Source organism: Micromonospora sp. NPDC048898, from assembly GCF_043198035.1.
Classification (GTDB): Bacteria; Actinomycetota; Actinomycetes; order Mycobacteriales; family Micromonosporaceae; genus Micromonospora.
This window is the reverse complement of sequence record NZ_JBICUF010000001.1, coordinates 52316-64969: the sequence shown is the minus strand read 5'-3', so window position 1 is coordinate 64969 and position 12654 is coordinate 52316. Positions and strand designations below refer to the sequence as shown.

At 71.4% G+C, this 12654-nt stretch carries 13 protein-coding genes; 3 read left to right on the top strand and 10 right to left on the bottom strand.

Features of this window, described 5'->3' with window-relative positions; all coding sequences use genetic code 11:
* Positions 1 to 17: 17 nt before the first annotated feature.
* The 8 genes from hppD to ACGFIQ_RS00350 all read right to left on the bottom strand — a co-directional run bounded on the left by hppD (position 18) and on the right by ACGFIQ_RS00350 (position 7801).
* Positions 18 to 1085, bottom strand: a complete 1068-nt coding sequence (hppD, locus tag ACGFIQ_RS00385; protein WP_393237102.1) for a 4-hydroxyphenylpyruvate dioxygenase — start codon at positions 1083 to 1085, stop codon at positions 18 to 20.
* A 37-nt stretch (positions 1086 to 1122) separates the two neighbouring features.
* Positions 1123 to 2394, bottom strand: a complete 1272-nt coding sequence (locus tag ACGFIQ_RS00380; protein WP_393237099.1) for a beta-ketoacyl-[acyl-carrier-protein] synthase family protein — start codon at positions 2392 to 2394, stop codon at positions 1123 to 1125.
* Positions 2391 to 4034 (bottom strand): class I adenylate-forming enzyme family protein, encoded by a 1644-nt coding sequence (locus ACGFIQ_RS00375; RefSeq protein WP_393237096.1) that lies wholly within the window; start codon positions 4032 to 4034, stop codon positions 2391 to 2393. Before ACGFIQ_RS00375 ends, ACGFIQ_RS00380 begins: the two co-directional genes overlap by 4 nt.
* Entirely contained in the window at positions 4024 to 4590 is a 567-nt protein-coding gene (locus ACGFIQ_RS00370) for a beta-ketoacyl synthase chain length factor (RefSeq protein ID WP_393240205.1), read from the bottom strand. The genes ACGFIQ_RS00375 and ACGFIQ_RS00370 overlap by 11 nt, the downstream gene beginning before the upstream one ends.
* A gap of 47 nt (positions 4591 to 4637) precedes the next feature.
* Positions 4638 to 5792, bottom strand: coding sequence for a beta-ketoacyl synthase N-terminal-like domain-containing protein (locus tag ACGFIQ_RS00365; protein ID WP_393237093.1), 1155 nt, complete (start codon positions 5790 to 5792; stop codon positions 4638 to 4640).
* On the bottom strand, positions 5789 to 6034 hold the full coding sequence (locus tag ACGFIQ_RS00360; protein WP_393237091.1) for a phosphopantetheine-binding protein: 246 nt from the start codon (positions 6032 to 6034) through the stop codon (positions 5789 to 5791). Before ACGFIQ_RS00360 ends, ACGFIQ_RS00365 begins: the two co-directional genes overlap by 4 nt.
* Positions 6031 to 6282 carry an acyl carrier protein gene (locus tag ACGFIQ_RS00355; RefSeq protein ID WP_393237089.1) on the bottom strand — a complete coding sequence of 84 codons (252 nt, stop codon included), beginning with the start codon at positions 6280 to 6282 and terminating at the stop codon, positions 6031 to 6033. The genes ACGFIQ_RS00360 and ACGFIQ_RS00355 overlap by 4 nt, the downstream gene beginning before the upstream one ends.
* 97 nt (positions 6283 to 6379) lie before the next feature.
* A complete protein-coding gene (locus tag ACGFIQ_RS00350; RefSeq protein ID WP_393237086.1) occupies positions 6380 to 7801 on the bottom strand; it encodes a class I adenylate-forming enzyme family protein in 1422 nt (473 codons plus the stop codon).
* 316 nt (positions 7802 to 8117) lie between these two features.
* On the opposite strand from ACGFIQ_RS00350, the gene ACGFIQ_RS00345 reads away from it, so the two are divergent.
* Entirely contained in the window at positions 8118 to 9083 is a 966-nt protein-coding gene (locus ACGFIQ_RS00345) for an alpha/beta hydrolase (RefSeq protein WP_393237083.1), read from the top strand.
* A gap of 85 nt (positions 9084 to 9168) precedes the next feature.
* A complete protein-coding gene (locus tag ACGFIQ_RS00340) occupies positions 9169 to 10023 on the top strand; it encodes a MaoC/PaaZ C-terminal domain-containing protein (protein WP_393237080.1) in 855 nt (284 codons plus the stop codon).
* On the opposite strand, the gene ACGFIQ_RS00335 is transcribed toward ACGFIQ_RS00340, so the two are convergent.
* The gene (locus ACGFIQ_RS00335; protein WP_393237078.1) at positions 10015 to 10617 is read right to left on the bottom strand and encodes a 4'-phosphopantetheinyl transferase superfamily protein; all 603 of its coding nucleotides are present in this window, start codon (positions 10615 to 10617) and stop codon (positions 10015 to 10017) included. The two genes, ACGFIQ_RS00340 and ACGFIQ_RS00335, sit on opposite strands and share 9 nt — an antisense overlap.
* A gap of 4 nt (positions 10618 to 10621) precedes the next feature.
* Complete coding sequence (locus ACGFIQ_RS00330) at positions 10622 to 11494, bottom strand: prephenate dehydrogenase (RefSeq protein ID WP_393237075.1); 873 nt, start codon at positions 11492 to 11494, stop codon at positions 10622 to 10624.
* Between the two features lie 321 nt (positions 11495 to 11815).
* Between ACGFIQ_RS00330 and ACGFIQ_RS00325 the strand changes: the two genes are divergently transcribed.
* Positions 11816 to 12439 (top strand): DinB family protein, encoded by a 624-nt coding sequence (locus tag ACGFIQ_RS00325; protein ID WP_393237072.1) that lies wholly within the window; start codon positions 11816 to 11818, stop codon positions 12437 to 12439.
* Positions 12440 to 12654: the final 215 nt, after the last annotated feature.

Below are 12654 nucleotides of genomic sequence, written 5' to 3'. Positions count from 1 at the left end.
CGTGTCGTGGTCGAGGGTCACGCGCTCACCTCGGTGTCCTGGGCGACGGCCTCGTACAGCGCCTTGATGTTGTTGCTGCCGAACGAGCGGGCGCCGTGCCGGTCGACGAGCTCGGTGAAGTAGGTGCCCCGGACGTGCACGGGCTTGGTGAAGATCTGGAACAGCTCGCCCCAGTGGTCCCGGTCGACCAGGACGTTGGTGGCCCGCAGCCGCTCGACGGGGACGTCGGTCCGGCCGAGGCGGTCCTCGATGGAGCGGTAGTAGCTGGCAGGTGTGCTCAGGAACTGGACGCCGCGGACGTCCAGGTCGCTCACCGCGGCCACGATGTCGTTGGTCAGCAACGCCAGATGCTGTACGCCCGCGCCCTGGTGCTGCTCCAGGAACCTGTCGATCTGGCCCGCCCGGTATCCGGGCACCGGCTCGATCAGGGTGAACGTCACGGTCCCCGCGTCGTTCTGTACCACCTTGGAGTCCATGGCCTGGGCGCCGACCTCGATGAACTCCTCGAAGATCTGGCGGAAGCCGAACACGTCACGGTAGTACTGGACGGTCCGTCCGAGGTCTCCGGTGGGAAGGCACACCGCCGCGTGGTCGACCAGGGAGAAATGCTGCTCACGGGGCTCCGGCTCGGACGTGAGGATGTCCATGACCCCCGGAAGGAAGGCGTGTTCCGAGCCGTGCCGCTCGACGAGGCGGTGATGGACGTCGCCGAAGCCGCCGACGGTCGCGGTCACCACCCGTGCCTCGTCGTCGACGGCCGTGGACAACGGCTCGACGGCTCTCGCCCCGCGGGCGACGGCCTCCTCGAACGCTTCGCCGGCATCCGGCGTCGCGAGGGCGATGTTCGCCACGCCGTCGCCGTGCCTGGCGACGTAGCGAGCCGCCGGGTGGGCGGGCGTCAGGCCCGAGGTGAGCAGGAACCGCGCGTTGCCCTGCCGCAGCAGCAGCGACCGCTGGTCCGCGAGGCCGGTCTCCGGCCCGGCCTGGCCGCACAGTTGGAATCCGAAGGCGGTGCACCAGTAGAAGGCCGATTGCTGGGCATCACCGACATAGAACTCGATGTGGTCGATGTCGTTGATCTGCATTGCTGGCTCCTCTTCACGATGTCGGGTTTGGCGCGGGTCAGCCGTCGGTCACCGCGCTGCGACGACGGCGCGTGCTGGCCTCACCCATGAGCAGGCTCACGTTGTGGCCGCCGAAGGCGAAGGAGTTCGAGATCGCGTTGCGCACCCGGCCGGTGCGCGGCTGCTTCCGTACGTGGTCCGCCTCGCACTCGGGGTCGATTTCGTCCAGGTTGTACGTCGGCGGCAGCACGCCCCGGGACACGGCCAGCGCCGTGATCGCGGCCTCCACCGCACCTGATCCGCCGAGCAGGTGACCGGTCACCGACTTGGTGCTGCTGAGCGCCGGCGGTGCCGCGCCGAAGACCGTGCGCAGCGCCTTGACCTCGGCCACGTCACCCAGCTTGGTGCTGGTTCCGTGCGCGTTGACGTAGTCGACCTCACCGGGTGGGAGGTCGGCGCGACGCAGGGCCGCCGCCATCGCCTTGGCCGCGTAGGTGCCGTCCGGAAGGGGCGTCGTCGGCCGGTGCGCGTCGGTCGTGACACCCCAGCCCAGCAGGTCGGCGTAACCGGCCGCGCCCCGGGCGTCCACGTCGCTGGCCCGCTCGACCACCAGGATGCCCGCGCCCTCGGCGAGCACGAAACCGTTGCGGCGTACGTCGAAGGGACGGCTCGCGGCGGTGGGATCCGTCCACTTCGTCGCCAGCGCGCGGGCGTGCCGGAAGCTCAGTGAGCCGGTCGGGTTCAGTGGCGCCTCGGACGCTCCGCAGATCACCATGTCGGCGTCCCCGTGTGCGATCAGGCGGAACGCCTCCGCTATCGCGTGGGCGCCGGCCGAGCACGCCGTCGACATGGCGGAGCTGAAGCCGTGCGCTCCGTACCGGATCGCGATGCGGGCCGCCGCCATGTTCCCCAGGAAGCCCGGCAGCATGTACGGGCTCACCGCGGTACGGCCGCGGGCGGCGTACGCGTGGCTCTGCTCCTCGAAGATGTCCAGGCCGCCCGCACCGCTGCTGACGACCACGGCCACCCGGTCGGGATCCACGTCGGTGCCGACGGTCAGCCCGGCGTCGGCCATCGCGTCCGCGGCGGCGGCGAGAGCCATCAGCACGAACCGGTCGACGAGCCGGCCCTCGGCGGGGGGTAGCACCTCGGACGCGTTGATCTCCGGCGCGAAGCCCGCGTAGTCGATGGCCGGGGCGAGCCGATGGTCGGCGGGCACCTGCCGGATGCCGGACCTGCCGGCGCAGACCGCATCCCACACCGTATCGACGGCACGCCCGACCGGGGTGAACAGACCGATGCCGGTGATGACGGGACGGGCGCTCGTCACCGCACTGCCGCCGCGGCCGCGCCGAGCAGTTCCCCGCTAAGCAGCCGCTCGCGCAGCAACGCCTTGCGCACCTTGCCGGTGGCACCGAACGGCAGCACGCCGTCGTCGGCCGTCAGTACGCCTGCCACGGTCGCCGCCACCGCGGGTTCGAGCGCCGCGGTGACCTTGGCCACCAGGTCCGGTTCCGGCTTGCCGCCGTCACGCAGCGTCAGCAGAATCACCGTACGGACCTCGCCGGGCTCGCCGACGGCCACCACCGTGCACTCGAGCACCTCCGGGCAGGCGGCCAGGATGCGCTCCTCGCTGAGGGCGGTGTACACCCAGTTCCCGTCGCCGATGTCGACCGCGTCGACAAGCCGGTCGACGTGGAAGAAGTAGCCCGCCTCGTTCCGGAAGACCAGGTCGCCGGTGAGGAAGTAGCCGTTGCGGCGGGTCCGGTAGGTCAGCTCCGAGTCGTTCCAGTAGCCGAGCGAGAGGGTGGGTGCCTTGATGCCGAGCTGACCGACCTGCCCGACCGGTAGCTCGCGGGCCTCGTCGTCGTACACCACGGCGTCCGTGTAGACGTGCGGCCGGCCGATGCAACGCCGGTACTTGTCGCTCTCCGGGGTGTGCGTGATGAAGAACTGCGAATGACCCATCTCCGAGGAGCCGAGCCCGTCGATGAAGACCGAACCGGGTTTCTGGGTCACGCCCTCGCTCGTCATCACGTACCGCCGGCCGGCGCTGACGAGGTGGCGGATGTGCGGCTCGTGCGCGCTGTCCCCGGTGTTCCACCAGGCCTGCACCGAGCTGAGGTCCCGGGTGGCGAGGTCGACGCCGGCCAGATCCGACCACGTCGTCGAGAAGCCGAGCACACTGATCGGGCGCCACTTCTCGATCACGTCGAGGACGTACGCGCCGTTCTGCCGGGAGCACAACGCCAGCTCCACGTGATTGCACAGCGCCACGCTGAGCGCGATCACCATGGCCGCGTGCCCGGGTGGCAGGATCACCAGCATCCGGTCCAGCGCCGCCGCCTTCGGCAGGGTCAGGCGGTGCCGTACGGCCGCGAAGAGGCTGTGGTGCGAGTGGGCCACCGCCTTGGGCAGACCGGTGGTCCCGGACGAGTGGGTGATGACGACCGGATCGTCGGGGTGGTGCTGGAACGGCGGTGGCGCCAGCCGCGGGTCGCCGGCGCCGAGCGTCGCGACATCGACCATCGACTGGTTGGCGAGCCCCTCGTCGCGCAGTGCCTGCCGGTGCGCCGCGTCGGTGATGACCACGGGCGAGGCCAGCCGCTTCCGGATGTACTCGGCGGCGAGACCACTGCCGAGGTTGCCGTTGATCAGGGCCGGAATGGCGCCGATCCGGGCCAGCGCGAGGAAACTCAGCGCCTGGTCGGCCGAGGCGCGGACGTAGACCGCCACCGGATCCCGCGGCCGGATGCCCAGCCGGTGCAGCTCGGCGGCTCGGGCGGTGACCCGATGCTCCAGCTCGTTCAGCGACATCGACTGCCAGGCTGGGTGGTCGTCCACCGGGGTGTCGAAGGTCAGCGCCGGGTCGTCCAGCCCTTCACCGCGCGCGATCAGCGTGGTCAGCAGGTTTCCGGTGCCCAGCGCCGGATCCGCGGCGAGCTCGGCCCGCATTTTCTTAACGTCCATGTCTCGGCTCCCTGGAAGATGTCGTGGGGGCGTTCGTCAGCAGGGCCGGACGCCTCGCGAGCAGCACGCCGGCACCCTGGTCGGACTCGTGTTCCGGGTCGGCCTGGTCCACGAGGAGTAACAGGACCCGGTCCGCCTCGCCGTCGTCGAGCAGCAACTCCGCCGTCCTGACCGCATCGGCCACCGGGTCCGCGGCCGGGCTGGTGCAGACGACCGGCCCGTCCAGCCCCCAGTGGGCCGCGACCCAGCCGGCCACCGAGTTCGGCACCGACTGGAAGAAGAGCAGCGGAGACACCCGCCCGCCGGTGTCGACGGCCCGCGCGACGGCGGCGGCCGTCGCGACGTCGCCCCGGGGACTCACCAGCACCACCGCCGTCCGCGGGGTCTCCGCCGGCGGCAGCGGCTTCTCGGTGTGCTGCCCCGCGAGGCAGCGCCGGGCGAGCTCCGCCGCCAGCGCGATGAAGGAGGATCCGATGAAGCCCGGCGGCGGGGTGGGCGACCCGTGATCCCGCTCGGCCGGCCAGTGCCCGGAGCCGAGCACCGCCAGCGTGGTCATGGCCGGGATGTCGCGAGCCGCGTGCGCCGCGGTCCAGGTCTGCCGGCTCATGCCGCCTCGACCAGGAGTGCGGTGTTCGCGCCACCGAACGCGAAGTTGACGGTCAACGCCGAGGTGACCTCGCGGGAGCGGGGCCGGTCCACCAGACCGCCCGGGCAGCCGTCCGCCGGCGTCAGCAGGCCGGCGTTGACGGGCAGCCTGCCCTGCCGGATCGTCTCGGTCGTCACGACCAGTTCGACCAGGGCACTGGCTTCCAGCGTGTGGCCGTGGACGGACTTGGAGGAGCTGACCGGCACCACGTCCGCGTGGACACCCAGCGCCCGGCGCAGGCCGACGCTCTCGGCACGGTCGCTGGCCGGCGTACCGGTGCCGTGGGCGTTGACGTAGCCGAGGTCCGCCGGGGTCCGGCCGGCCCGCCGCAGCGCCGTGGTGATGGCCCGGGCCTGTCCGGCGCCGTCGGGGCGGGGCTGGGTCACGTGGTACGCGTCGCCGGACCTGCCCCAGCCGGTGAGCCGGGCCAGCACCTGGGCGCCGCGCCGGGCGGCGGCCGCCTCCGACTCGAGCAGGACGGCCACCGCCGCGTCGCCGAGGAGCATCCCGCCGCGCCCGGCGTCGAACGGCCGCTGCTGGCCGTCCAGCGCGAGGGCCCGGCCCGCGTCGAAGAGCGCGAAGCGGTTCGGGTCGACGAGATACCCCGCCGCGACGAGCACCCGCTCGGCGCGTCCCGTGCCGATCATGACGGCGGCGTCGATCACCGCCGTACTCGCCGCGACGCAGGCGGTGGTGTACGCGCGTGTCGCCTCGGCCAGCCCGCAGCGGCGCGCCAGCTCGGCGGCGGTCGCCCCGGCGCCACGGTCCGCCGTCCCCGGCGGCCAGGCGACCGCCGGATCGGTGCTCATCGCCAGCAACAACGGGACCTCCGCGCGTGCGCCGGCTGCCAGCTCGGCGGCCTCGCACGCGTTCTGTGTCACCCTGGTCAGCTCGTCGAAGAGGGAGCCGGCGTCGTTCCGCTCGGCGGCGTGCCCGGCGCGGCGGCCGTCCGTGGCGAACCGGCTCACCGACGAGAACGCCGGCTCCCCGGCGAAGGCAGCCGACGCCAGCGGTGAGACGCCCCGTCCGCAGGCGGTCATGGCGTCCAGACCGGTGATCGACACCGGACGGCACCGGGGCGGCGTGACCGCTTCCGCCTTCCCTGAGGTCATCTCGATGATCCGTCCAGCGACTGTCGGAGCAGACGGGCAGCCTCGTCCACAGTGGACATTTGGAGCAACGTTTCGTCGGGCAGATCGAGTTCGACCCCGTACCGTTGCTCGACCTGATGGATCAGCCAGGCCAACTCGAGCGAGTCGATGGCGTCGGCGTCCTCCTCGTCGGCCGGGCGCTGGTGATATTCGGCGAGGATCTCAATGACGCCTTGCCGGTCCAGAGACGCGGCAGCGGTCATTTCTGCTCCATGCGCGCGGTGATCTCATCCGCTAGGTCACCCACGGTCATCATGGCCAGCCGCTCGGCCTCGTCCTCGTCGAACCGCACGCCGTAGGCGTCCTCCACCTGAATGGAGATCTCGGCGACCGCCAGGGATTCCAATTCCAGACCGTTGGCGCCCAACGCCGTTTCCCGAGTCACCGATGAGATGTCATAGTTCATGTTCTTGAGCGCGTCGACAAGAAACGCGAATACGTCGGCAGACATACGGATTCCCTTCGGTTGGAATGGCGCGACCGTCTGAATCGGCGGGCCATTTTCGGTGAACTGTCGGCTAACTCGGAACGTGCGCTACCCAAGCCGGTCAGCGGACAACGGCGTCCCGTGCCACGCTGCGCAGTGCGGCTGGATCCCGGACAACTTTGCCGGTGGCGGTGCGGGGAAGATCGCCCAGAACACGCAGCGAACGTGGCCGCTTGTAAGCGGCCAGACGCTCGCCGAGGTCCGCCTGGATCTCCTCGGCCGTCCGGCCGCCGACGACTGTCACGTAGGCCGTGATGACCTTGTCGTACAGCACGATCGCGCTGGTGACCCCGGGCAGGCCGGCCAGCACGGCCTCCACCTCGGCCAGGTCGACCTTCAGACCACCGATGGAGATCTGCGAGTCCAGCCGGCCGTTGATGGTGAGCAGGCCGGTCGCCGCGTCGAACGTGCCAGCGTCCCGAGTGCGCAGCCAGCCGTCCACCCAGCGGGACGGGTCGACCGGGCCGACGTACGGCGACGTCTCGGTGCGCACCAGCACCTGGCCCGCCGCGACACTCACCTCCATGCCGGGCGCCGGCTGAACGGCGGGGGTGTGCCGTCCGGACAGATCGGTGGCGATCACCCCGACCTCCGTCATCCCGTACATGTTGCCGAGAAGCGTTGCCGGGTAGCGCTCCCGGAACGCATCCCGGAGGCCGTCGCGGACCAGCTCACCAGCGGTGATCATCCGGTGGAACCGGGCCGTCGCGCCGGGGTTCTGGACGCTGGCCAGCATCTCGGCGTGGAACGGGACGCCGATCACCGTGGTGGGCAGGTCCTCGGCGGTGATCGCGGCCAGCACGGCATCGGCCTTGACCCGCGCCGGGATCACCAGACGGACCCGGGCGGCGAGCGCGTACAGCAGCCCACCGACCAGGCCCAGGACATGGACGATGGAACCGAGCAGCACGACCCGCTCCCCGGGGTGCGGGAAGTCGTCGAGCCGCGCGTATCGCCGCACCTCGGCGACGAGGCTCGCCGCCGTCCGCCCGATGATCTTCGACGGCCCGGTCGAGCCGGAGCTGAGCTGGTAGAGCACGTGCGGCGTGGCAGCCGGCAGCCCGCCGGGCTGCGCGACGACGTCGGACTCCACCTCGTAGAAACCGCGGAACACCCCGGCCACCGGCGTCGTCGGCCGCACGAGGAACTGTGGGGCGAGCCGGGACAGCGCCTGGGAGATCTCGGCAGCGGCCAGGCGGTGATCGAGGAGCGTGACCTGGGCGCCGGCTCGCCAGGCGGCCAGCATCGTGGTGATGCCCGTCAGTGAAGGTGGCAGGCAGAGCGCCACAGTCCCGCCGGCGCGAAGCCCGGCGGCGTGCAGGTGGGTCTGGCGTTCCGTCACCAGGTTGCGCAGGGTTGCCCGGGTGATCGGCTGGTCGAGGACCAGGCAGCACTCGTCGTCGGGTCCGGCCAGGAGGATGTCGTCCACCCACGGGCCGTCCGGCGGGACCGGCCCGTCGGCTAAGAGTGAAACGCTATTCATATATTCCCCGTAATGTGATGACCTGCAAAGATGCGACGGGCTTCGCTGCCTCGCACTCGAACGCAGCAGCGTCGAGCGGCGCACCCACATTAGACCGCACAAGATCACATAGGTCAATCTGAATCGACTGTAGCAGCGGCCGTCTGCGGGAGTCAACGGTGGACCCATTTGTCAAGTTCTGGACGGGCGATCCATCAATTAGGAAAGTCGTGTTAAAAGCGGGCCTTCGGGAAGTGGGACCACCGTGTAGCATCCGGGTCCACCCCCAGTGAAATGCAAATCGCCCATCCGAATGTTCCGATCTCGGGAGTGTTTGATGCCAATGGACCCGCAGGTGGAGGCGCTGCGGCGACAACGCCTTACCGATCGGCGCCCACCGCTCTACGAGATGAGCCTGCAGGAGGCCCGGATCGCCGACCTGGCCGACATCCGCGCCGGCGCCGGCACGCCGGAGCCGGTGGCGAGCGTCCTCGACCGCGAGATCCCCGGCCCCGGCGGCCCGCTTCCGATCCGGATCTACCGACCGTCCGGAGCAGGCCCTTTCCCCGTGCTCGCCTACTTCTACGGCGGCGGCTGGACCCTGGGAAACCTGGACACCTCGGACGCGATCTGCCGTTCGCTCACCAACGGTGTGGGCTGTGTCACTGTGTCCGTGGGCTACCGGCTGGCTCCGGAGCACCGATACCCGGCCGCGGTCCACGACTGCCACGCGGCAGTCCGGTGGATCGCCGCCCACGCCGCCGAACTGGGGGCCGACCCGGGCAGGATCGCGGTCGGCGGCGACAGCGCGGGCGGCAACCTGGCCGCCGCGGTCACCCTCCTCGCGCGCGACGACGGCGGTCCGTCCATCGCCGCCCAGTTGCTGGTCTATCCGAACACCGACTTCCGGTCGGACACACCGTCGATGCGGCAGAACGACGACGACGCGTTCTTCAACCGGCGATCCGTGGACTGGTACTGGTCCCACTACCTCGCCGATCCGGCCGACGGCAACGATCCGCTCGTCTCGCCGCTGCGCGCCCCGGACCTGTCCGGCCTGCCGGCCGCCCTGGTCATCACCGCCGAGTACGACCCCCTCCGGGACCAGGGCGAGCAGTACGCGGACCGGCTGCGCGACAGTGGCGTCCCGGTCGAGCTGACCCGTTACCCAGGCATGGTGCACGGCTTCTTCGCCATGGGCGGTGTCGTCGACGCCGGCGCCCGGGCAGTGCGGCAGGCGGTCGACTGGCTGGCCGGTCGGCTCCACGGCACACCCGGGCATCGCGGTGCGGAGCCGTCATGAGCCGGCCGAAGCCGCCTCGGCGCTCGCCGCCGGCACGTCCGCATCGGGAGACACCGGCGGCGGTGCGAACGAACGGGAGGTCGCGATGACGATCGAAACGGACCTGGCCCTGTCCGGCGACGCCCGCGACGCCACGCTCACCTGGAGCGCTCGCGACGTGCAGCTCTACCACCTGGCCATCGGCGCCGGCGAGCAGGTCGCCGACGAGAGCGAACTGCGCTATGTGCTCGAGGACCGCTTGCAGGTGTTGCCGAGCTTCGGCACCGCGGTGGTCGGCAGCCCGTTCGAGGCGGGCAGGTTGTCCCTGCCGGGCATCGACGTCGATCAGGGGGCAGTGCTGCACGGCGCGCAGCGGCTGGTGGTGCACCGGCCGCTGCCCCGGTCCGGTTCGGCACGCCGGCGCACCCGGGTGACCGGCGTCTGGGACGCGGGACGGACGACGGTTCTCGCACTGCGCTCGGACGTCGACGACGATGCCGGCCCCCTGTGGAGCAGCGAGTCGGAGCTGATCGTGCGTGGCGAGCGGGCACCCGGCGCCGTCCGCCGCCCGTTCCGCCGGGTGCCCCCGCCGGGCCGAGAGCCGGACCTGGTGGTGGAGTGCCCGACCAGAACGAGCCAGGCTTTGCTCTACCGGTTGTGCGGCGATCTGAATCCTCTGCACGCCGACCCGGCGACCGCGGTGGCCGCCGGATTCAGCCGACCGGTCCTGCATGGACTGTGCTCCTACGGCATCGCCCTCAAAGCAACCGCCGACACGCTGCTCGACGGGGAGGTGACGCGGATGGCCGGTTACACGGCGCGGTTCGCCGGCGTGTTCTATCCGGGCGAGACCCTCCGGGTACGCCTGTGGGCGGAGCCGGCCGGCATCCGCCTCACCGCCACCGCCGCGCAACGCGAGGACGCACCGGTGCTGGCCGACGCCGAGGTGACCCTACGCTGAGGATTCGTACGCCGCCTCGTGCCGGACGGCGACCTCGGCCGGCGCCTGGTCGCCGCCGTGGCAGGCGACCGCAAGGACGAGGCCGTCGCCGACGCCCGGCGTGGCCACCACGGTCCCGGGGAAGCCCGGCACGGGGCGGAGAGCCGTGTCGCCCTCCGGCAGTGGTACGGGCCGGCGCAGCAGCGATCCACCGCCGAGCCCTCGCCCGTGCGCCTTGCCGATCGCCTCCTTGACGGTCCAGAGCCGCAAGAAGGCGGCCACCCGGCGGTCCTCCGGCTGAGCCGTCAACCATTCGGCCTCGACGGGCGGCAGCCATCGGCGGGCCAGGGCGACGACGGGCAGCGGGCGGATCGGCTCGACGTCGACACCGACCGCCGCCCGGGTGCTGAGGGCGACGGCCACCGCGCCGCGGGTGTGACTGACGCTCACGTTCAGGTCGATGCCGGTCAGGTACGGCCGCCCACCCGGCTCGTGGGCGACCTCGATGGTGCGGATCGGGCGACCGGTGCGGTCCGACACGGTACGCAGCAGCAGCGCCCGTGCCGCCTCGCGCGGCACCCGGTCCGTCCGCTGGATCACCACGGTCACGGACATCTGGTCAGGCGACCTGCCCGGCCACCAGGCGCCGGTGCCCGTCGTTGCCCCGGCGCAACAACGCTGCCAAGGCCGTCACGCGGTCGGCCGGTGCCTCAACGGGATTGGCGGCGTGCGCCCGCAGCTCGGTCGCCGCCGATTGCAGGTCCTCGACGACGGCCTCGATCCGTTCCGCCACCCGGTCGGCGTTGTGGCAGAGGATGTCCACCCAGAGTCGGACGTCACCGGCCGCGACCCGGGTTACGTCGCGCACGCCGGCGCCGGTCAACCGCAGCGCCGCCGGGTCGGCCGCGGTGAGCTGTGCCGCGAGGACGCTGGAGACCAGGTGCGGCAGGTGTGACACCAGGGCGGCGGCCCGGTCGTGCTCCTCGGCGCCGATCTCGTACGGCACCGCCCCGGTGAGCTCGGCGGCCCGGCGCACCACCGCGATGGCCCGTGCACGGACCGCGGCGGTGGGGCAGATGGCCCAGGTGCGACCGTCGAACAGATCCGCGCGCGCCGCTGCGGGCCCGGTCTTCTCCCCACCGGCCATCGGGTGGCCCGGAACATACGTCGCCAGGTCACAGCCGCGTGCTGCGGCCGCGGCGAACACCGATGACTTGACGCTCGCGACATCGGTGTAGAACTCGGCGATCCGGTCTCGCTGGGAGTCGTGAAGCGTCGCCGCGACGGCCGCCGGCGGCACGGCCAGGACGGCGAGGTCCACCGGCGCGCCCGGGTCGGACGCCAGACCGGCGCCAAGCCGGACGGCCTGCTCCAGGGCGGCCGGATCGCGGTCCCGCAGCCACACCCCGATCCCGGCTCTGCGCAGGGCCAGCGCCACCGAGGTCCCCATCAGCCCGGTGCCGATGACGACGACTTGACGGATTTCTCCCATCCGATTCTCCTCCGCGGTACGGCCGGCTGATGTTCCGGATCGTGGGCTGACGGAATGAGCACCCTGGGCTCGGTGGCAGTCCATCGTCGGACGCCTATCGATACGGACCCTACGCGGGCCGCGCGCCCGGCGGGGGGCACCGTTCGGCCCCGCCGCCCGCCCGCGCCCGACCGCACCGGCACGTCGCGCCGGGCGCCGCCGTGCGGAGCAACGGCAGCGCCGTCCAGAACAGACAACGCCCCTGAACGGCCTTGAACTGCGACCCCTGCCTGCGGCTCCAGGGGCTGCGCCTCTTGCCGTCGCCTGGCAGGCTCGTTCTCCGTGATCGATGACTTCGCGAAGGACTACCTGCACGACGAACTGCGGTTCACCCGTCAGGCGTTGCTCTGGAAGCTTGATGGTCTGTCCGAGTACGACATCCGGCGCCCCCTGACGGCGACCGGGACCAACCTCCTCGGCCTGGTCAAACACCTGGCGACGTGGGAGGCCAGATACCTTGGGGAGATCTTCGACCGCCCGTTCCCGGAGCCACTGCCCCGATGGCAGGACTCGGACGGTAGCGACCTGTGGGTGACCCAGGACGAGACCCGCGAACAAGTCATCGGCTTCTACCGCCGCGCGTGCGGTCACGCGGACGCGACGATCACAGGACTTCCCGTCGATGCCCCAGGCCACGTGCCGTGGTGGCCGCGCCCCGACGTGAAACTGTTCAACATCATGGTCCACGTCCTCAACGACACCACCCGGCACGCCGGACACGCCGATATCCTGCGCGAGCATCTCGACGGCCGGACCGGGGTAGCAGCCGGATACGAGGAGCAGATCGACACCGCGGCCCGCGAGGCCCATCGGGCGAAGATCGAGCGTGCTGCCAAGGCAGTTGCCTTTGCGTCAGATCATGCTGGCCTGTCCGTCTCGCACGGCACGGTCGGGCCCATCCCCTAATCAACAAGCCTCCCGCGTGCTGGCGCAGCTGACGGACCTACCCGAGCAGCGCCACCGCCACCGCCACCGCCGCGGGCGCCAGCGCTGGCGCCAACAGCAAGTGCCGCTTCCGTGATCGTGACCGCTGCCCAGCCGCCGGCGGACCAGAGCGGTCGCGGCGGCGGAGCCGATCGCGCCGCCGATGAAGTTGCCGGCAGCCAGCACCGTGTTGAGCC